This window comes from Streptomyces sp. NPDC052016, assembly GCF_044548445.1.
Classification (GTDB): domain Bacteria; phylum Actinomycetota; class Actinomycetes; order Streptomycetales; family Streptomycetaceae; genus Streptomyces.
The window spans coordinates 85,191-103,706 of record NZ_JBIUBX010000011.1 but is presented as its reverse complement, the minus strand read 5'-3'; the positions used below and the strand labels follow the sequence as shown (position 1 = coordinate 103,706).

General features: G+C 72.0%; 14 protein-coding genes and 1 pseudogene. 3 read left to right on the top strand and 12 right to left on the bottom strand.

The features are described from left to right. Nucleotides 1-2: 2 nt before the first annotated feature. Nucleotides 3-1,394, bottom strand: a complete 1,392-nt coding sequence (locus ACIHAR_RS15835; protein WP_400019774.1) for an endo-1,4-beta-xylanase — start codon at nt 1,392-1,394, stop codon at nt 3-5. Between the two features lie 83 nt (nt 1,395-1,477). After that, on the bottom strand, nt 1,478-2,581 hold the full coding sequence (locus tag ACIHAR_RS15830; RefSeq protein ID WP_365469923.1) for a LacI family DNA-binding transcriptional regulator: 1,104 nt from the start codon (nt 2,579-2,581) through the stop codon (nt 1,478-1,480). A 140-nt stretch (nt 2,582-2,721) separates the two neighbouring features. Between ACIHAR_RS15830 and ACIHAR_RS15825 the strand changes: the two genes are divergently transcribed. Continuing rightward, entirely contained in the window at nt 2,722-5,073 is a 2,352-nt protein-coding gene (locus ACIHAR_RS15825; protein WP_400019772.1) for a glycoside hydrolase family 3 N-terminal domain-containing protein, read from the top strand. Between the two features lie 126 nt (nt 5,074-5,199). On the opposite strand, the gene ACIHAR_RS15820 is transcribed toward ACIHAR_RS15825, so the two are convergent. The 6 genes from ACIHAR_RS15820 to tsaB all read right to left on the bottom strand — a co-directional run bounded on the left by ACIHAR_RS15820 (nt 5,200) and on the right by tsaB (nt 13,481). After that, complete coding sequence (locus ACIHAR_RS15820; RefSeq protein ID WP_400019770.1) at nt 5,200-7,056, bottom strand: hypothetical protein; 1,857 nt, start codon at nt 7,054-7,056, stop codon at nt 5,200-5,202. 53 nt (nt 7,057-7,109) lie between these two features. Continuing rightward, complete coding sequence (locus ACIHAR_RS15815; RefSeq protein WP_400019768.1) at nt 7,110-10,766, bottom strand: AAA domain-containing protein; 3,657 nt, start codon at nt 10,764-10,766, stop codon at nt 7,110-7,112. Nucleotides 10,767-10,894: 128 nt separating this feature from the next. Further along, nucleotides 10,895-11,152, bottom strand: coding sequence for a hypothetical protein (locus ACIHAR_RS15810; RefSeq protein ID WP_400019766.1), 258 nt, complete (start codon nt 11,150-11,152; stop codon nt 10,895-10,897). Nucleotides 11,153-11,162: 10 nt separating this feature from the next. Further along, nucleotides 11,163-12,260 (bottom strand): tRNA (adenosine(37)-N6)-threonylcarbamoyltransferase complex transferase subunit TsaD, encoded by a 1,098-nt coding sequence (gene tsaD / locus ACIHAR_RS15805; protein ID WP_365469932.1) that lies wholly within the window; start codon nt 12,258-12,260, stop codon nt 11,163-11,165. Then, on the bottom strand, nt 12,253-12,783 hold the full coding sequence (gene rimI, locus ACIHAR_RS15800; protein WP_365469991.1) for a ribosomal protein S18-alanine N-acetyltransferase: 531 nt from the start codon (nt 12,781-12,783) through the stop codon (nt 12,253-12,255). Before rimI ends, tsaD begins: the two co-directional genes overlap by 8 nt. A 44-nt stretch (nt 12,784-12,827) precedes the next feature. Next, entirely contained in the window at nt 12,828-13,481 is a 654-nt protein-coding gene (tsaB, locus tag ACIHAR_RS15795) for a tRNA (adenosine(37)-N6)-threonylcarbamoyltransferase complex dimerization subunit type 1 TsaB (RefSeq protein ID WP_365469935.1), read from the bottom strand. 410 nt (nt 13,482-13,891) lie between these two features. Between tsaB and ACIHAR_RS15790 the strand changes: the two genes are divergently transcribed. Beyond that, nucleotides 13,892-14,440, top strand: a complete 549-nt coding sequence (locus tag ACIHAR_RS15790; RefSeq protein WP_400019764.1) for a hypothetical protein — start codon at nt 13,892-13,894, stop codon at nt 14,438-14,440. Nucleotides 14,441-14,451: 11 nt separating this feature from the next. On the opposite strand, the gene ACIHAR_RS15785 is transcribed toward ACIHAR_RS15790, so the two are convergent. Further along, nucleotides 14,452-14,646, bottom strand: coding sequence for a hypothetical protein (locus ACIHAR_RS15785; protein ID WP_400019762.1), 195 nt, complete (start codon nt 14,644-14,646; stop codon nt 14,452-14,454). A 472-nt stretch (nt 14,647-15,118) separates the two neighbouring features. Between ACIHAR_RS15785 and ACIHAR_RS15780 the strand changes: the two are divergent. Further along, a pseudogene (locus tag ACIHAR_RS15780) lies at nt 15,119-15,208 on the top strand (4-hydroxy-tetrahydrodipicolinate synthase); the annotation flags it as partial. 18 nt (nt 15,209-15,226) lie between these two features. On the opposite strand, the gene tsaE reads toward ACIHAR_RS15780, so the two are convergent. The 3 genes from tsaE to alr all read right to left on the bottom strand — a co-directional run bounded on the left by tsaE (nt 15,227) and on the right by alr (nt 18,259). Next, nucleotides 15,227-15,739 carry a tRNA (adenosine(37)-N6)-threonylcarbamoyltransferase complex ATPase subunit type 1 TsaE gene (gene tsaE, locus ACIHAR_RS15775; protein ID WP_365469944.1) on the bottom strand — a complete coding sequence of 171 codons (513 nt, stop codon included), beginning with the start codon at nt 15,737-15,739 and terminating at the stop codon, nt 15,227-15,229. Next, complete coding sequence (locus tag ACIHAR_RS15770) at nt 15,705-16,961, bottom strand: alpha/beta hydrolase (RefSeq protein ID WP_365469947.1); 1,257 nt, start codon at nt 16,959-16,961, stop codon at nt 15,705-15,707. Before ACIHAR_RS15770 ends, tsaE begins: the two co-directional genes overlap by 35 nt. A 122-nt stretch (nt 16,962-17,083) precedes the next feature. Continuing rightward, entirely contained in the window at nt 17,084-18,259 is a 1,176-nt protein-coding gene (gene alr / locus ACIHAR_RS15765) for an alanine racemase (RefSeq protein ID WP_365469950.1), read from the bottom strand. Between the last annotated feature and the right edge of the window lie 257 nt (nt 18,260-18,516).

Below are 18,516 nucleotides of genomic sequence, written 5' to 3'. Positions count from 1 at the left end.
CCTCAGCCCAGTGTCACCGCCGGCACCGGATTGCTTCCGCTCCACGACCCGTTGAACCCGAAGGTCACCGAACCGCCGTCCGGAACCGTCCCGTTGTACGAGGCGTTGGAACAGGTGACCGCCGCCCCCGACTGGGTGCAGTGCGCGTTCCACGCCTGTGTGATCCGCTGCCCCGCTCCGTAGGTCCAGCTCACCTTCCACGACGACAGCGCCGCCCCCGAGCAGGCGATCCGCACCTGCCCGGTGAAGCCGGTGTTCCACTGGCTGCCGACGCTGTACGCCGCCGTGCACGCGCCCGTGGGCGGCGGGGTCGTCGTGCCGCCGAGCGACTCGGCGATCGCGTGGTACGCCGGTTTCGGCGCGTAGTTCTCGTCGTACGGCGTCGCCGCGCCCTGGCCCGGGAAGGTACTCGGGATCCACGAGTCGGAGTCGGTGAAGCCCCAGACGGTGACGCCGGTGCAGCGGGTCACGGCCAGACAGGCGCTCATGACCGCCTTGTAGTCGGCCGCCTGCTGGGTGAGCTTCGCGCTGTCCGAGGGCAGCTGCATCCGGATGTCCAGCTCGGTGATCGCCACGTCCACGCCCAGGTCGGCGAAGCGCTGGATGTTCTGCTGGAGGGTGGACGGCACCTGACCGAGGATCAGGTGCGCCTGGAGGCCGACCCCGTCGATCGGGACGCCGCGCTCCTTCAGTGACCTGACCAGGTTGTACAGGGCGGTGGACTTCGCGTTGACGCCCTCGACGTTGTAGTCGTTGATGTAGAGGTCGGCGTCCGGGTCGGCGGCCCGCGCCCAGGTGAGGGCGTTCGCGATGTAGTCCGCGCCGAGGCCGTCGTACCAGAGGGTGGAGCGGTAGGTGCCGTCCTCGTCGAAGGGCTCGTTGACGACGTCCCAGGCGGCGACGCGGCCCTTGTAGCGGCCGACCTCGGTGTCGATGTGGTTCTTCAGCAGGGTGTTCAACTGGGCGGACGTCCACGTGCCGTTGGTCAGCCAGCCGGGGTTCTGGCTGTGCCAGACCAGGGTGTGGCCGCGCACCTCCTGGCCGTGGGCCTCGGCGAAGTCGACGATCTGGTCGGCCTCGGCCCAGTCGAAGACGCCCTGCGTCGGCTCGACCGACCCCCACTTCATGGCGTTGCCCGGCGTGAGCCAGTTGAACTCCCGGCCGGCGATGTCGCCGTAGGTCCCGGTGAGCTTGGAGCCGGTGACCGCCGTGCCCATGACCTTGCCCTTGGCGGCGGCGAGGTCGCGCAGCGGGGTGTCGGCGGCGTGGGCGGCCGGGGCGCCGGCGGTGAGCAGGGCGCCGACGGTGGCCGCCCCGGCGAGCAGGGCGGCGAGTCGTGCACGCAGGGGCGCCCGGGAGGTTCCGAGGGCCCCGAGGGGTAAGGAGGTTGTCATGGCGGGTGGCCTCCGAAAGTTTCGGTCGTGCAACCGATTGACTTCGGAGGAGTGTGGAGGCGCCCTCCCCGCCCGTCAATACGTCACCTTCCGGCCGCGGGCGGCGCTGCCGTGCTCGTCCGCACCACCAGGCTGGTCGCCAGCTCCACCCGGGTCGCCGTCGGCTCCCCCTCCGACCGCCCGAGCTCCAGCACCAGCCGGGCCGCCGCCTCGGCCATCTCCGTCAGCGGCTGCCGTACGGTCGTCAGCGGCGGGCCCATCCAGCGCGCCACCGGCAGATCGTCGAAGCCGACCACGCTGACGTCCTCGGGGATGCGCAGACCCAGCTCGCGGGCGGCCTCATAGCAGCCGAGGGCCTGCAGGTCGTTGCCGGCGAAGACGGCGGTGGGCCGGTCGGGGCGGGAGAGCAGCTCACGCCCGAGCCGGTAGCCGGTCTCGTGGTGGAAGTCACCGGTCATGATCAGTCCCGGCTCCACCGGCAGCCCGGCCGTCTCCAGGGCCGCGCGGTAGCCGTCGACGCGGGCCCGGCTGCACATCATCTGCGGCGGCCCGCTGATCGCCCCGATGCGCCGGTGCCCCAGCTCGACGAGGTGCCGGGTGGCGGCGAGCCCGCCCTGCCAGTTGGTGGCGCCGATCGAGGGCACGTCCGCGCCCGGGTCGCCCGCCGGGTCCATCACCACGAACGGGATCGACCGGCTGGTCAGCAGCGCCCGCTGAGACTCGTCCAGCCCGGACAGCACCAGGACGACACCGTGCGGACGGCGGGCGGCGACCTGGTCCGCCCAGGTCCGCCCCGGGGTGAGCCGCCCGGCGCTCTCGCTCAGCACCACACTCAGCCCGGCGTCCCGCGCCACGTTCTCCACCCCCCGGATGACCTCCATCGCCCAGGCGCTCTCCAGCTCGTGGAAGACCAGGTCGATCAAGGGCGAGCGGGTCGCCTCGGCACGCCGGCGCCGGTAGCCGTGGGCGCGCAGCAGTTCCTCGACGCGGGTGCGGGTCGCGGGGGCGACGTCGGCTCGGCCGTTGAGGACCTTCGAAACAGTCGGCGCCGAGACTCCGGCCTCGCGGGCGATCTCCGCGAGCGTCGCGGTCTGCGCCGGCCTCGCGCCGGTCCGCGCCTTCGGCCCGTCGCTCGGGGTCGTCGGCCGGTGTTCCGTCCGCGTCTCAGTGGGCTCCGAGGGTGTCATGGCGGCGATCGTATCCCCGCGCGACCTCTTGACGAACCCCTCGCCGGGCCATAGGTTCCCGGAACATTCGAAGTACGGTCCGAAACATTCGCACGCTTCGATGGCCGACTGGTGGCTCACCGACCTCTGACAGGAGCTTCATGACCACCGCCCCCTGGCGTGACCCCGCCCTGCCCGCCGCCGCCCGTGTCGACGACCTCCTTCCCCGGATGACCCTCGAGGAGAAGATCGCCCAGCTGTACGGCGTGTGGGTCGGCGCCGCGACGGACGGCGACGGAGTCGCCCCGCACCAGCACGACATGACCGCCGACTACGACTGGGACGAGCTGATCACCCGGGGGCTCGGCCAGCTGACCCGCTCCTTCGGCACCGCCCCCGTGGACCCCGCGCTCGGCGCCCGCGCCCTGGCCCGCGCCCAGCGCAGGATCACCGAGGCGGGCCGCTTCGGCATTCCCGCCGTCGCGCACGAGGAGTGCCTGGCCGGCTTCACCGCCTGGCGGGCCACCGCCTATCCGGTCCCGCTCGCCTGGGGCGCCGCCTTCGACCCGCCGCTGGTCGAGGAGATGGCCCGGCACATCGGCCGTGACCTGCGCGCCGTCGGCGTCCACCAGGGCCTGGCCCCCGTCCTGGACGTCGTCCGCGACCCGCGGTGGGGGCGGGTCGAGGAGACGATCGGCGAGGACCCGTACCTGGTCGGCACGGTCGGCACGGCCTACGTGCGCGGCCTGGAGTCGGCCGGGATCGTCGCCACGCTCAAGCACTTCGCCGGGTACGCCTCCTCGGCGGGCGCCCGCAACCTGGCCCCGGTCCGGGCGGGCACCCGCGAGTTCGCGGACGTGACGCTGCCGCCGTTCGAGATGGCGCTGCGCGAGGGCGGGGCGCGCTCGGTGATGGCGGCGTACACCGAACGCGACGGCGTCCCCGCCTCCGCCGACCCGGAGCTGCTGACCGGCCTCCTGCGCGAGGAGTGGGGCTTCACCGGCACGGTGGTCGCCGACTACTTCGGCATCGGCTTCCTGCAGACCCTGCACCGCGTGGCGGGCACCACCGCGGAGGCGGCCCACCTGGCGTTGCGGGCCGGCGTCGACGTGGAACTGCCGACGGTGAGGTACTACGGCGAGGCGCTGGTGGAGGCCGTAGGGGAAGGGCTGGTCCCCGAGGACCTGGTCGACCGTGCGGCCCGCCGGGTGCTGCTCCAGAAGTGCGAACTGGGCCTTCTGGACGAGGACTGGCGGCCCGATCCGCCGGATTCCGCGTCGATCGACCTCGACTCGGCGGCCAACCGCGCCGTGGCCCGCCGGCTGGCGGAGGAGTCGGTGGTCCTGCTGGACAACCCGGACGGGCTGCTGCCCCTGTCCCCGGACAGCCGTATCGCGGTGGTGGGGCCCCGGGCGGCGGACGCGCTGGCGATGCTCGGCTGCTACTCCTTCCCCTCCCACGTCCTCACCCACCACCCGGAGGTGGAGCAGGGCATCGACATCCCGACGCTCCTGGAGTCCCTGCGCACCGAACTGCCGGACGCCAAGGTGACGTTCGCGGAGGGGTGCGCGGTCTCCGACCCGGACACGACCGGCTTCGAGGAGGCGGTGGCGAGGACCGCGGAGGCGGACGTGTGCGTCGCGGTCCTGGGCGACCGGGCGGGCCTGTTCGGCCGGGGCACCTCGGGCGAGGGCTGCGACGTGGCGGACCTGCGCCTGCCGGGCGTCCAGGGCGACCTGCTGGACGCCCTGGTGGCGACGGGCGTCCCGGTCGTCCTGGTCCTCCTCACCGGCCGCCCCTACGCCCTCGGCCGCTGGCACGGCCGCCTGGGCGCCGTCGTCCAGGCCTTCTTCCCGGGCGAGGAGGGAGGCCCGGCGGTCGCGGGCGTGCTGTCGGGCCGCGTGAACCCCTCGGGCCGGCTGCCCGTGAGCGTGCCCCGCGTGGTGGGCGGCCAGCCGTGGACCTACCTCCAGCCGCCACTGGGCCTGGCCGGAGAGGTCAGCAACCTGGACCCCACCCCGCTGTACCCCTTCGGCCACGGGCGTTCGTACACGAGTTTCGCCTGGGAGGACTTCTCGGGCGACACCGAGACGGAGATCCCGACGGACGGCTCGTACGAGGTGTCGGTGACCGTCCGCAACACCGGCGAACGGGCCGGCGCGGAGGTGGTCCAGCTCTACCTCCACGACCCGGTGGCCTCGGTGACGCGACCGGACGTCCGCCTGATCGGCTACCAGCGCCTCACCCTGGAACCGGCCGAGTCGACCCGCGTGACCTTCCGCTTCCACACCGATCTGTCGGCGTTCACCGACCGGGAGGGGCGGCGGGTGGTGGAACCCGGGGCCCTGGAGCTCCGGCTGGGCGCGTCCAGCGCGGACCTGCGGCACACGGCACGGCTGCGGCTGACGGGGCCGGTACGGGAGGTGGGAGCGGGGCGGCGGCTGCGGTGCGAGGCGGAGGTGTCGCAGGCCGACGGCCCGGCCGGCCCGCGGGCCTCCGGCGACGCCGTCTGAGGAGGGGGCATGGCCGCCCGGCGCGCGGCTCGGCCTGCGACAGACCGAGCCACGCGCCGGGGCCGTGGACGTCCCGACCTCCTGCCGGGGCCCGTCACGTCAGCTGCGTGATCCACGCAGCAGGCTTTACCCCGTCCGCTCCCCCGCTTCGGCGCGCAGCCGCTCCCACGCCAGCACTCCTACATGCCCTCCGACGGCGAAGGAGAGGGTGGGTCCCGGCCCCTCGTACTCGACCAGCCACTGCTCGTCGCCGGCCGTCACCCGGCAGTGCTCCGAAGGGCCGGGCAGTCCCGACGAACCCACCGCTTTCCAGGTCTCGGCGGTCCACTCCACCAGCCGCCAGCCGTCCGTCCCCCCGGCGGCCCGGAACGGACCGGCTTCAGCGACCGGGACGGCGGTGAGCCGTTCCACGAGGTCGTACGACGTGAATCCGCTGTCCGCGACGAGGAGACACCCGTTCGATCGGGCCTCGACCGACTCACGGAGGTCGGCCGACTGGGGACCGACGAGCAACGACACCGTGCCTGTGCACTCCCCCTCCGGGTCGTGGGCGGCCTGCACGGACGCCGTGTCCCGGTCGACGCCGAGCCCGCGAGCGGCTTCTCCGGCCCAGCGTTCCGCCAGGTGCTTCCACCGGTGCGCCGGCAGGATGCCCTCGTCTCCCGGAAGCTCCTCCCACCAGCCCGCGCACAGTCGGGCAACCGATGCGAGAGCGGCCGGATCGGAGAACCGTACGGCAGGGACGAACCGGTCCTCGTCCGCCGAAGGGCACCACAACGCCCCGCCCAGGACGGCGACAGGTCCCCTCTCGGTCGTGGCGAGCACCAGATCCATGGCGACCGGCGCCGGTGTGCGGTTGAACGCCACCTTGCCGCTCCCGACCGCGGCCCGTGCCGGGCCGAGCAGGCGGCTGATCTCCCCGGCGGAACCCGTGGAAGAGGCTCCCTTGGCTTCCTTCGCCTGGTCCGGCGCGACGGGCGGCGTGTCGCAGGACCACAGCAGGTCCGCGTTCACCCCTCGTTGACGAAGGCCGCCCAGGAGGTCGCGGGCCGCCTCGGCCTTCCGGGTGTCCATGCGCGACGCGACGAGAAGGACGTTGCCGGAACAGTCGGCGAGCAGCGACTCCACGAGTCGGTACCCCTCGCTCGCGGTCAGCGCGAGGTCCGCGCAGCGCACGGACGCGTCGGCGAAGGGCCTGTCGGACGGTGCCGCCGTCGCCCGCGAGCCGCGCTGCCCGTCCCTGGCGTCGGCCGACCGCATCAGGTCGGTCAGCTTCTCCTGGAAGCCGGTGTCGTCGGCGAAATCCGCGTACCGCGCGGTCGCCTCCTCCAGGATCATGGGAGTGAGGGTCCGCCAGTGGTGCGGCAACCCCATGACCTCGTCCCTCTCCAGGTCGACCTGGATGGGCAGGTAGTAGAGATCCTGGTTCAACCGGGCGACCGAGTCGATCCAGCGGATCCACTCCTGCCGGGTGCGTGAGCGAGGCAGCAGCGGCTCGGTCTCGCCGCCGTTGATCCTCGTGCGCCGCAAACGAGCCGCGAGCGCGTACTTCCGCCAGCTGTGGGATCCGGTGGCACGCCTGACGTTCGGGCCGGTGATGAGCCGCAGGTCCGAGGAGCTCGCGAGCTGACCGGTGAGATCCTCCCGCACGATGTTGGAGTGTCGGGTCTGGACGCGCAGCTTGCTCGGTCTGCGTCCGTGCTGGATCGTCCGCCGCCCCTCCTTGGTGACGAGGTAGCGCACCTCGTTCTCCCGCTGTGCCATCGCCACCCATCCCTCCTGGATGAGGGTGACGAGTCCTTCGGTCAGCAGGCGGTCGTGCACCATGAAGGTGTCCCGCAGGTCGCCGAAGGTGCGTCCCGCCGAGTCCTCCACGTCATTGACCGCTTTGAGCAACAGCTCTTCCAGTTTGCTGTAGGGACGGCCATGGGCGACCTCGTAGCTGACGCGGTACATGCTCAGCGGCAACAGGACACGCAGCATGGATGGTTCTCCCCCTCTGTTCATGGGCTGGTCGAAGGGCTCAGGCCGGCCGCTCAACCTCGGCTTGGCGGTGGCTCGAAGTCCCTGAGATCGGCGTCGACGCGGACGGCCTGCCCGGTGGAGAACCACCCCTCCAACTGGTCGACGGCCAGTCCCCAGTGGCGGAGCGGGTCGTCTTCCTCCTTCTTGCGCGAGACATGGGCGACCTGCCGCCGGAAGAACTCCCAGGAACCGACCAGCACGAGGAGGCGTTCGGCGCGGGAGATCAGCACGTTCATCCGCGACGCCTCCTTGAGGAAGCCCAGCCCGTCACCCGGCTGTTTGGTGTTGTTGCGGACCAGGCTGACGGCGATGATGTCCGACTGGTTTCCCTGGAATGAGTCAACGGTGAAGAACCCGTCTTGACGGTTCGCCGCCGAATCGGACTCCAGACGACGCGGGTCGGGCGCGAGTTCCAGCCCGTGGGCCTCCAGTGCCGCGCGCAGTCCGGGTGTGTCCAGGTGCTTCCTCAGTTGGCCCACCTGCTGTGCGTACGGCGACAGAACGGCGAGTTCCAGCCGCTTCCCGGGGTCGCCACCGGGCCCGGCCTGCAATGAGCGCAGGAACCTCTCCAGGGCGTGTGCCTCGGCCAGGTTGCTGTACTTGGGAGTCGTCTTCTCCCCCACCTCCGGGGCCTGCGCCGCGGTGGGCAGATCGAGCCACACCACCGCCTTGCCGCGGATCTCGGCCGGCGCGACACAACCGTGCAGGAACTTCTCCAGCGGCTGCTGGGTTTCGCGATCCCGCGTGTAGTGCTGAAGCCTGCCGTCGTAATAGGTCTGCGAGACGAGTTCACCGATGTCGGGGTGCATGCGGTGCTGTCCGGTGAGCAGTCCCCCCTCGTGCTCGTGGTACGAGCAGAGCTTGTGCAGTTGCTCGAAGAGCTTCAGCCATTCCTTGCAGTACTCACCGAACTGCGTGCGCTGCTCGTCGGTTCGGGCCCGCCAGCTGTTCAGGAGATCCCTGTCGAGTAACGAGCCCAGGCCTTCCATGTGCTCAAGCGCCTCGACGGTCTCGTCCATCGTCGACACGGCGCTCTGGTAGTTCTCGATCTGGTAGGGAGGGAGCTGTTTGGGATCGCCGATGAGAAGCCACCGGTGGCCCAGGGAGAGTGGGAGCGCCATCTCGAAGCCGTGTGCCTTCCCCGCTTCCTCCACGATGGTCCAGTCGTAGCTCACCTCACCTGCCAGGGCCGCCAGGTCTCCGTCGGCGGCGGTGCTGTAGGTGATGCTCGCGCTGCGTTTGACCAGCTCACGAAATTCCGTGGCCGACGAGGCGTCCCTGGTGCGCAGTTCCGCGAGCATCTTGCGGCACGCCTCGAGCCAGTCCGACTGGACTTTGGAGAGCCCCTGCCGCCCGACGGCCTCTTCCAGCCGCTTGATCGTCCTTTCGAGGACTTCCCGGGCGACCTGGCGCTCGGAGCCGGGTTCGTCCCTGGAGGAGTCTCCCGACTGGTTGGTGTTGGTACGGCGGAGCCGGATGGCGAGCGGTCTGCGATCCTCCGAGACCTCGTCGAACGCGTCCTTGACCCGGTCCAGCAGGACGTCCACCGCCGGGTGGGCCTGCGCCGTGATGAGGATCTGGGCGACGGGGTCCTCCGCAAGGATCTCCCGCAGCAGCCAGGCCACCATGTGTGTCTTGCCCGTGCCCGGTGGTCCCTGCAGCGCGTAGATGGGGCGCACCCCGAGGATCTTCTCGATCTGCCCACGCTTACTGGGGTCGACGGTCTTCGGGGACAGCGGCACGGGCAGGTCGACGAGCCCGCTGTCCATGATGACCTGTCCGGGCTCGGAGAGGCTCTCCAGCAGGTACGTGTGCTTCGCCAGCCGCCCGATGGCCTCCTTGCGGCGCCTGATCAGGTGGACCTGGCCCTTCAGCCCCTTGGTCCGCAGCACCTTGATGTCACCGGGCGCGGGTGCCTGCAGGACCTCCGTCTCGGGGCGCAGTGTGGCCGTGTGACCCGGAACGTCGACCGTGTCGACCCTCCACTCGGGCTCGACGGCCGGCACCGGCCATCCGATGGTCTCCGACTCCGGGGAACTCAGGTGGATGAGATTGCTTCCCGGCTTGCCGCTGTGCTTCTCCCGGAGCAGGAATTCAGCCATGCCGTCGTCCAGTTGGAACATGGACATCGGGACATTGAGGCGTGGCACCTCCTCCACCGTGACGGAGTCGACCATCCCGTTCGGGGCATGCTGCACGTCCGTGACCCGGCAGCGGAACAGTTCCGCGTCACGGATCAGGATGTCGATCTGGTTGGTGAAGCGAACGAACTCGGCGAATCGCTCCTGTGCCTCACGGCGCCTGCGCCCCTTGTCGTTCTTGGGAAGCAGCGTCTCCCAGCTCGGCGCGGAGCCGAGCATGTTCGACTGCTGCCGGTAGTTCTTGGTGTTGAAGAACGCGATGCGACCCGCGGGGATCTCGACCTGCCGCGTCGGATCGGCCGTGAAGTAGTCCCTGGTCCCCTCGCAGAACGCGTTCTGCCAGCTCCGGGAGATGCCCGTCGCGGTCCTGGCGGGGCCGATGCGCAGGTGTACGGACCGCCCGGAGAGGATGTACTCGTCCCGGTTCGGGATGGGTGCCAGTGTGGCGCCGTCGGAGAAGTCGTCGAAGAGGAAGCTGAGCAGCTTGCTGCTGTGTTCCGGCCGGCTCGGATCGAACGGGTCGGCGGGCCCCAGCTGAAGCGACTCACGCAGGCCCAGCTCCAGGCACGTCTGCTGGAGCGAGCGGTTGCCCGGGTTGATCACGACGAGGTGCCGGAGGGCGCCGTCCGCCCCGGCCGAGGGCTGCTGGAGCGCGTGCACGATGTCACGGATGGCGGCGGTGACCTCGACGCCGTGCTTGGGCCGTATCTCCGGCTCGTCGGCGATGAGCAGCTCGATGAAGTCGCACTCCAGCGACGTGAGCTTGCGCCTGGCCTTGGCGAGATGGTCGAGGACCAGTTGGTAGCGCCGCTTGGGATCCGGCGTGGCCCTCAGGTGCTCGATGTCCAGCATGCAACGGGCTACCAGCATGCCGAAGGCGAACCAGTCGGCGTCGGGCCCGAAGGCCGCGCCGTCCCCCAGAGCCTCGGGTGCGGTTCCCCAGGCGACCCGCGAGGGCTGCGCGGAGGTGGGGCGGCCCAGTCTGACACTCCACTCGAAGCCGCCCAGCAGGCACGACTCGGGCCCCTTGCCGGAGTCCAGGAAGACCGACTCGGGCGAGACGCTCCGGTGCACCACCTGCTGCTCGTGCAGCAGGGCGAGCCCCTCGGCGATCCTGTTCAACATCTGCCAGAGTTCCCTGCGTCCGGAGGGGCTTCCGGACAGCCACTCGTGTTCGCTGCGCCGCGCGAGGAGCGACGCCAGGGTGTGCAGGCCCTCCGTCTTGAAGACCATCACGAAGCAGCGTTGCTCGCTGTCGATGCCGACATCGTGCAGTTGGAGCAGCGACTCCTCGGAGCCAGGGGTGCTGCGAACCTGGTAGAGCGTGCGCAGTTCGGCGTCCCACAGCGCGCGTTGCACGTCATCGGGTTTGCTGTCGTAGAAGTGCCAGGTCTTGCACAGATAGGGCGGGACGTACTCCATCGTGTCGTTGGCGGCCCACAGCTGCCCTTCGCCGGTCTCGGAGTCGACACGCCCCGCGATCTCGTACCTGCCGTTGAGCAGGGGAACACCCACTGCGAGAGTCACACGCCCCTCCACGGTCCACACACAGTGTTCCGACGGTAGCGGTTACCGAACCGTAGGGCCGGTCCCTTGCAGCTCAAACTCCCCTTCCTACAGCTCCCTTCAGCAGGAGGGCGTCACACCGGGCCGCCCTACGCCGACCCCACCGCCTCGAACCGCCACCGGTGCACCGCCCGGATCAGCAACTCCCCGTCCGGCTCCGGCAGTTCGGGGAGCTCGGCGGTGTACTCCGCGTCCCACCAGGTGATGACCAGGACGCGGTCCTGCGGGGCGCGCAGGACCTCTCGACGCAGCGGTTCGCGGGCGAGCCGCTGCCCGCGTACCCACGCCAGCAGTTCCTCGCCCCGGCCCTCGGCCGCCCGGGCCTCCCACATCAGCGCGACCGTCATGGTGTGGTCCTCACGAGTAGAGGTTGTCCTTGCTGACCTCGTGGACGTGGTCGTGGGCGTGGACCTGGCCGGGGACGTGCGGGTCCGTCACCGGAAGTGACGAGTCCGCGGACAGGTCCCAGCTGGACGCGGCGCGGCCCCGGGCGACCATCTCCGCGCCCAGGGCGGCGACCATCGCGCCGTTGTCCGTGCACAGCTTGGGGCGCGGGACGCGCAGCCGGATGCCGACCCGTTCGCAGCGCTCCTGGGCCAGTGCCCGCAGCCGGGAGTTGGCGGCGACACCGCCGCCGATCATCAGGTGGTCGACGCCCTCGTCCTTGCAGGCCCGTACCGCCTTGCGGGTGAGGACGTCCACGACCGCCTCCTGGAAGGAGGCCGCCACGTCGCGCACGGGGACCTCCTCGCCCGCCGCCCGCTTGGCCTCGATCCAGCGTGCGACCGCCGTCTTCAGGCCGGAGAAGGAGAAGTCGTACGCCGGGTCGCGCGGGCCGGTCAGGCCGCGCGGGAAGGCGATCGCCTCCGGGTCGCCCTCGCGGGCGTAACGGTCGATGACCGGGCCGCCCGGGAAACCGAGGTTCAGCACCCGGGCGATCTTGTCGAAGGCCTCGCCCGCCGCGTCGTCGATGGTGGCGCCCATCGGGCGGACGTCGGAGGTGATGTCCGAGGAGAGCAGCAGGGAGGAGTGGCCGCCGGACACCAGCAGCGCCATCGTCGGTTCCGGCAGCGGGCCGTGCTCGAGCTGGTCCACGCAGATGTGGGAGGCGAGGTGGTTCACGCCGTACAGCGGCTTGCCGAGCGCGTACGCGTACGCCTTGGCCGCCGAGACGCCGACCAGCAGCGCGCCCGCCAGGCCCGGTCCCGCCGTCACCGCGATGCCGTCCAGGTCCTTGGCGGAGACGCCCGCCTCCTTCAGCGCCCGCTCGACGGTGGGGACCATCGCCTCCAGGTGGGCCCTGCTGGCCACTTCCGGCACCACCCCGCCGAAGCGGGCGTGCTCGTCGACGCTGGAGGCCACGGCGTCCGCCAGCAGGGTGGTGCCCCGGACGATGCCGACGCCGGTCTCGTCACAGGAGGTCTCGATGCCGAGGACGAGAGGTTCGTCAGCCATTGATCTCGGTTCCTTGCGTTCCTTGTTCCGATGTCGGTTCCGGGGCGGAGCCGCCGGCGGGCGCCGTGGTCAGGCGCATCACGAGGGCGTCCACGTTCCCCGGCTGGTAGTAGCCCCGCCTGAAGCCGATGGGCTCGAAGCCGAAGCGTTCGTACAGCTTCTGTGCGCGGATGTTGTCGACCCGGCACTCCAGCATGATCTCGGAGCACTCGAAGTCGGTTGCCGCGCGCAGCAGTTCGGCGAGCAGGCGGGAGCCGAGGCCGGTGCCCTGGTGGTCGCGGGCCACGGCGATGGTCTGGATGTCGGCGCCCACGGCCGCGCCGCTGTCGGACTCGGTGCCGGAGACGGCCAGGCCCGCGTAGCCGACGATGCGGTCGCCGGCCTGGGCCACGAGGTAGCGGCGGGTCGCCTCGGGTCCCCGGGCGTGCGCCAGCTCGGACCAGAACATGCCGCGCGACCAGGCGTCCTCGGGGAACAGGTCCTTCTCGAGTTCGAGGACGGAGTCGATGTCCCACCAGCGCATCTCGCGCAGCAGGGGAACCTCGGGCGCGGGAGTGTCGGTCTCGGTCACTTGGGCGTGACCACCTTGTAGTTCTTGGGGACCTGGGCGTCGGGCCGGCGCAGGTACAGCGGGCGCGGCGCGGGAAGTTCCTCGCCGGCGGCGAGCTTCTCGACGGCCAGCGAGGCGAGGGCCGCGGCGGACACGTGCTCCGGCTCGTGCGCCTTGGGGAAGGTGTCGGGGTAGAGCAGCGCGCCCGCGCCGACGGCCGGCAGCCCGGCGACCTCGTCGGCGATGTCGGCGGGGCGGTCGACGGCGGGGTCCGTCAGGCGGGTGCGGGAGTCGGCGTAGCGCGCCCAGTAGACCTCCTTGCGGCGGGCGTCGGTGGCCACGACGAAGGGCCCTTCGAGGTCCGCGGCGTAGGCGAGGCCGTCGAGGGTGCACAAGCCGTGCACGGGGACGCCGAGCGCGAGGCCGAAAGTGTCGGCGGTCATCAGACCGACGCGCAGCCCGGTGTACGGGCCGGGGCCGATGCCGACGACGATCCCGGTAACGGCGTCGAGCGCGTGACCCGCCTCGGCGAGGAGGCGGTCGACGGCCGGCAGCAGCAGCTCACCGTGCCGGCGGGCGTCCACCTGGCTCGACGAGGCGATGACGTCCGTACCGTCGTGCAGGGCGACGGTCACGGCGGGAGTGGCGGTATCCAGAGCGAGCAAGAGCACGCAAACAGCCTACGGCTCCTCGGGCCCCCGCCGAACGTCCAGCACCCCACGCGCGGGCCCCGGCCCCGCGCCGCCCCGGCGGTCCCCCGCTCGGGCGCGGCCGGGCGGGGGAGGCATCCGCCCGCGAGCCGCCCCAGCCCTCGCCGGCGCCCGCGTACGGCGGTGCCGCCGGACCGCCGGTACTCCCGACACAGACCCCGCCCCCGCACACAAACGCCCCGGTCACGGCCCTGCGGACTGCTAACGTCACCGCGAGGCACGAGGGCGAACCGTGACGCACTATGCGGAAATACGCCAAACAGCACGACACGTAACCACGTAGGACACGTAGGACACACAGGCACGTAGGACACACAGGTACTCAGGACGCACAGGCACGGCACACAGGTACGACGAAGGGGTGGTCGCCGGTGGCAGGGAGCAGCTCGACGTTCGTGGCCGGGCTCACCGCGGCGGCCGTCGCGACGGTCGGGTTCCTCGCCTACCAGGCGTCGGCGAACGCGCCCGACGAGGTCGCCAGGCCGCGGACGACCGCTTCCCAGGCCGCGCCGAAGGCGCCCCGGGACAGGAGCAAGCCCACCGCGCTGCCGGCCGGCTCCGGCAGGGGTGAACGGGTCGTGTACTCGGTGGACGACGACCGCGTGTGGCTGGTCGGACCGAACGGCAAGGTACGGCGGACGTTCACGGTCACCCCGGGCAGCGTCGACCCCCCTCCGGGGACGTACGCGGTCACCTCCCGCTCGCGTACCGCCATCGGCACCGACGGCGCCTCCATCGAGCACGTGGTGCGCTTCGCCAGGGTGGACGGGGTGGTCATCGGCTTCAGCGCGGCCGTGGACGGCTCGAGGCGGGCACCCGACCCGGCGGTGCGCACGGGCGGGATCCGCGAGTCACGCGCGGACGGCAACGCCATGTGGACGTTCGCGACGATCGGGGAGCGGATCGTCGTGATCCGTTAGCCCGTACGGGGTCAGGCGGCTTCCCGGTGCCGCGTCCGCTCCTCGGACACCGGGGACTGCGCGGGCTCGGGCGCGCGCGGCGGACAGGACACGGCCTCCGCGGCCGCGCAGGACGCCAGCAGGTCGCGCATGGACACCCCGGCGAGTGCGAACGATCGCGGCTGGGCCTGAGAGGCCTTTTGGGCCTGGGGCTCGGTGGCCGGCATGGACGCCTCCTGGGGGCCGGGGCGGACCTGGTTAGGTAGACCTAACCAGGGACTGGATACCATGTGACCACGCACGAGAGGCCGGACGCAACATCTTGCCGACGTCTTGTCGGAACCTTCATACGAACGTCGGACGAGCGGACCTCCCGACGGCCCACACCAGGGACCCGAGCAGACCTCCCGACGGCCCACACCAGGGACCGCCGAGACACCCGGCCCACGACCGCTCCGCATCGGTCCCGTCGGCCGCTGACGCACTCGGGCCACGACCGCTCCCGGGGCGCAGGCCCACCGGCGGCGGGGCCGTCACCCCCTCAGGTGTCTGAGAAGCGGGCGGCTGCTTCCGCGCACTCCAGCCCGCCGACACAGGCAACGGCCCGCCGACACACGCAACGGCCGTGGCGACAGCCCCGCCGGATCCGGGTCCGCCGGCATACGCGGGGTCGGTCCACCCGCTCACATCCGCCCGCACATGTTCCGCACCCAGGGCGTCATGGCCACGAAGGCCGCGCTGAGCCTCCTGGGCCTGCCCGCCGGCCCGCTGCGCGCCCCCATGGTCGAGCAGCGGGTCGGTCCGCGCTCAGGTCGCCAGCACGCTCAGGTCCGCCGACACCCACCGCTCGCCCAGCCCGGTGACCGTCACATGGCGTACCTCGTCCGTCGTGTCGCCGACGGCTCGGTGGATCTGTACCTGGAGCCGCTCGTCCGTCAGCTCCTCCACCTTGCCCTCGCCCCACTCCACGACGACCACGGACTCGGGCAGGGACACGTCCAGGTCCAGGTCCTCCATCTCGTCGAGCCCGCCGCCCAGGCGGTACGCGTCGACGTGGACGAGCGGCGGGCCGTCCCCGAGGGACGGGTGGACGCGGGCGATGACGAAGGTCGGGGAGGTGACGGCGCCCCGGACGCCGAGCCCCTCGCCGAGCCCGCGGGTCAGTGTCGTCTTGCCCGCGCCGAGCTCCCCGCTGAGCATGACGAGGTCGCCGGCGCGCAGCAGCTTGGCCAGGCGGCGGCCCAACTCCCGCATCTGTTCGGGAGAGTTGATGATCAGCTCGGTCTCAGCCGGGTTGTGCGGTGCTGCTGGTGCTTCCATAACCACCCACCGTAGCCCCTGCGGGCACGGCGCCCGCGCGGGTGAGCAGGTCGGCGAGGCGGTCGGTGACGACCTCCGGGTGTTCCAGCATCACCAGGTGGCCGGCGTCCGGCACGAGCACCAGCTCGGCCTCCGGCAGCAGGTCGGCGATGGCCTCGCTGTGCTCGCTCGGCGTGACCAGATCCCCGATGCCGGCGAGCACCAGCACCGGCATGTCCTGGAAGCAGGCGAGGGCCTCGGTCTTGTCGTGGTCGGTGAAGGCCGGGTAGAACTCGGCGACCACGTCGATCGGGGTGCCCTCGATCATCCGCTCGGCGAACCGGGCGACGGCCGGGTCGACGTCCCGGGAGGCGAACGAGTAGCGCTTGACGACCCCGGCGAAGAGGTCGGCGGTGGCCCGCCGCCCCTTCTCCACCAGCTCGGCCCGCTGCCCCAGCGCCTTCAGCACGCCCGGCAGCACCCGCCGCACCGCGTTGACGCCGGCGACCGGCAGCCCGAAGTTGACCTCGCCGAGCCGCCCGGACGACGTGCCGACGAAGGCGGTGGCGACCACCCGCTCACGGATCAGCTCGGGGTACTGCGCGGCCAGCGCCATCACCGTCATGCCGCCCATGGAGTGCCCGACGAGCACGACCGGCCCCTCGGGCGCGGCCGCGTCGATGACGGCCTTCAGGTCGCGCCCCAACTGGTCGATGCTGACCGGAAGGCCGTCCCGCAGCTGGGCGGCCCCGCGCGCGGAGCGGCCGTGGCTGCGCTGGTCCCAGTGCACGGTCCGTACGACACCCCGCAGGGCCGCGCGCTGGAAGTGCCAGGAATCCTGGGAGAGGCAGTAGCCGTGGCTGAAGACGACGGTGACGGGCAGCGGGGCCTTGCGGCCGAAGAGCCGTCGGCGGCGGGGTGCCGGGCCGCCCTCGGGCTCGACGTCGTCGACCTCGTAGTAGAGCTCGGTTCCGTCGTCGGCGATCGCCTTGCCGGGGGTGCCGCGCAGGGCGCCGTACGGGCCCGCCGCGTCGAGGGCGAGCCGCGCCTTCGCCCGCATGCCGCGCCCCACGGTCATCCGCTCCAGGGCCACTCCGGCCGCGGCCCCCGCGGCGATCACGCCTATCGCGGCGCCGGCGAAACCGGTCGCCCGGCGCCAGCCTCCGGCCGCCCCCGTGGCGGAGGCGGCGACGACGGCCGTCGAGGCGGCACTCGCCACTGCCTCCGCACTGCTCTCGCTCACGTACCGCTCCTCTTCGGCCGACGCCGGTCGTTGACGCTGTGACGGGTGGTTCTCACTGAGGCTCAAGTGACATGGGTGAACCAGTTCTTCGGTTGCTGCCCCGGACCTTCACGGCCTGTGGGTTACCCGTCTTGCGCCTCATTCACATAGACGCGAGGAACCCGCGCTCCGATGCGCGTGACGATCTCGTATCCGATGGTGCCCGCGGCCTGCGCCCAGTCCTCCGCGGTGGGCTCTCCCCGGTCACCGGGCCCGAACAGCACCGCTTCCGCACCCGGCTCGGGCTCGTCGCCGCCGAGGTCGACGACGAACTGGTCCATCGCGATCCGCCCCGCGGCCGTACGCCACTTGCCACCGACGAGCACCGGGCCGGTGCCGGAGGCGTGCCGGGGGACGCCGTCGGCGTACCCGAGGGGAACCAGGCCGAGGGTGGTCTCGCCGGGGGTGGTGTAGTGGTGGCCGTAGCTCACGCCGTGCCCGCCCGGGACGTGCTTCACCAGGGCCAGGGAGGCCGCGAGGGTCATCACCGGACGCAGCCCGAGGTCGGCGGAGGAGCCGAGCTCGGGGCCGGGCGAGACGCCGTACATGGCGATGCCCGGACGGACCAGGTCGAAGTGGGAGTCGGGGACCGTCAGCGTGGCCGGCGAGTTCGCGATGTGCCGCACCTCGGGCCGTAGGCCCTGCTGCTCGGCGTACGCCACCATGTCCCGGAAGCGGGAGAGCTGGGCGGCGACGGACGGGTGCCCGGGCTCGTCGGCGCAGGCGAAGTGGGACCACAGCCCGGTGACCCGGACGAGTCCCTCGCTCTCGGCGCGCAGGGCCTCCGCTACCAGCTCGGGCCAGTCGGCGGGCTGGCAACCGTTGCGCCCCAGACCGGTGTCGGCCTTGAGCTGCACCTGCGCGGTCCGCCCCGCGAGCCGGGCCCCCTCGACGGCCTCGCGCAGCGCCCACATCCCGCTCACGGACATGTCGAGGCCCGCCTCGACCGCCTCTCGCCAGGGCCCGCCCGGCGTCCACAGCCAGCACATGATCCGCACGTCCGCCGGCAGCCCGGCCCCGGCGCGCAGCGCGAGCGCCTCCTCGGGCGTGGCGGTCCCGACCCAGGTGGCGCCCGCGGCGACGGCGGCACGGGCGCACGCGACCGCGCCGTGGCCGTATCCGTCGGCCTTCACCACGGCCATGAACGCCGCGCCCGGCGCCTTGGCCCGCAGGGTGCGCACGTTGGCCCGCAGTGCGGCCAGATCGATCTCCGCGCGGGCGCGCGGCGGGTTGGCGGTCGGCTGTGCAGTCTCACTCATCGCGCCCAGTCTCTCAGAGGGCGCGCAGGCCCCCTGTGCGCCGGGCCACTCCTCCCATCGGGCGCGCCGCAGCAGACCCCGAGCCTCCCGACACCGACCCCGCCCACCCAGCCACCCGGCGCTTGAGAACATGGCCCGCGCCTCCCCCCCCCCCCCCCCCCCCCCCCCCCCCCCCCCCCCCGGTTGAGAAAGGCCCCGATGGGGGGCACAGGGGGGGGCGGGGGGGGCGGCCCCCCGGGGGGGGCGGGGGAAAGGCG

What these genes read in the sequence shown, in the direction of transcription:
- ACIHAR_RS15835 (WP_400019774.1), bottom strand. Translation starts at nt 1,394, where the DNA reads ATGACAACCTCCTTACCCCTCGGGGCCCTCGGAACCTCCCGGGCGCCC.
- ACIHAR_RS15830 (WP_365469923.1), bottom strand. Translation starts at nt 2,581, where the DNA reads ATGACACCCTCGGAGCCCACTGAGACGCGGACGGAACACCGGCCGACG.
- ACIHAR_RS15825 (WP_400019772.1), top strand. Translation starts at nt 2,722, where the DNA reads ATGACCACCGCCCCCTGGCGTGACCCCGCCCTGCCCGCCGCCGCCCGT.
- ACIHAR_RS15820 (WP_400019770.1), bottom strand. Translation starts at nt 7,056, where the DNA reads ATGCTGCGTGTCCTGTTGCCGCTGAGCATGTACCGCGTCAGCTACGAG.
- ACIHAR_RS15810 (WP_400019766.1), bottom strand. Translation starts at nt 11,152, where the DNA reads ATGACGGTCGCGCTGATGTGGGAGGCCCGGGCGGCCGAGGGCCGGGGC.
- tsaD (WP_365469932.1), bottom strand. Translation starts at nt 12,260, where the DNA reads ATGGCTGACGAACCTCTCGTCCTCGGCATCGAGACCTCCTGTGACGAG.
- rimI (WP_365469991.1), bottom strand. Translation starts at nt 12,783, where the DNA reads ATGCGCTGGTGGGACATCGACTCCGTCCTCGAACTCGAGAAGGACCTG.
- ACIHAR_RS15785 (WP_400019762.1), bottom strand. Translation starts at nt 14,646, where the DNA reads ATGCCGGCCACCGAGCCCCAGGCCCAAAAGGCCTCTCAGGCCCAGCCG.
- tsaE (WP_365469944.1), bottom strand. Translation starts at nt 15,739, where the DNA reads ATGGAAGCACCAGCAGCACCGCACAACCCGGCTGAGACCGAGCTGATC.
- alr (WP_365469950.1), bottom strand. Translation starts at nt 18,259, where the DNA reads ATGAGTGAGACTGCACAGCCGACCGCCAACCCGCCGCGCGCCCGCGCG.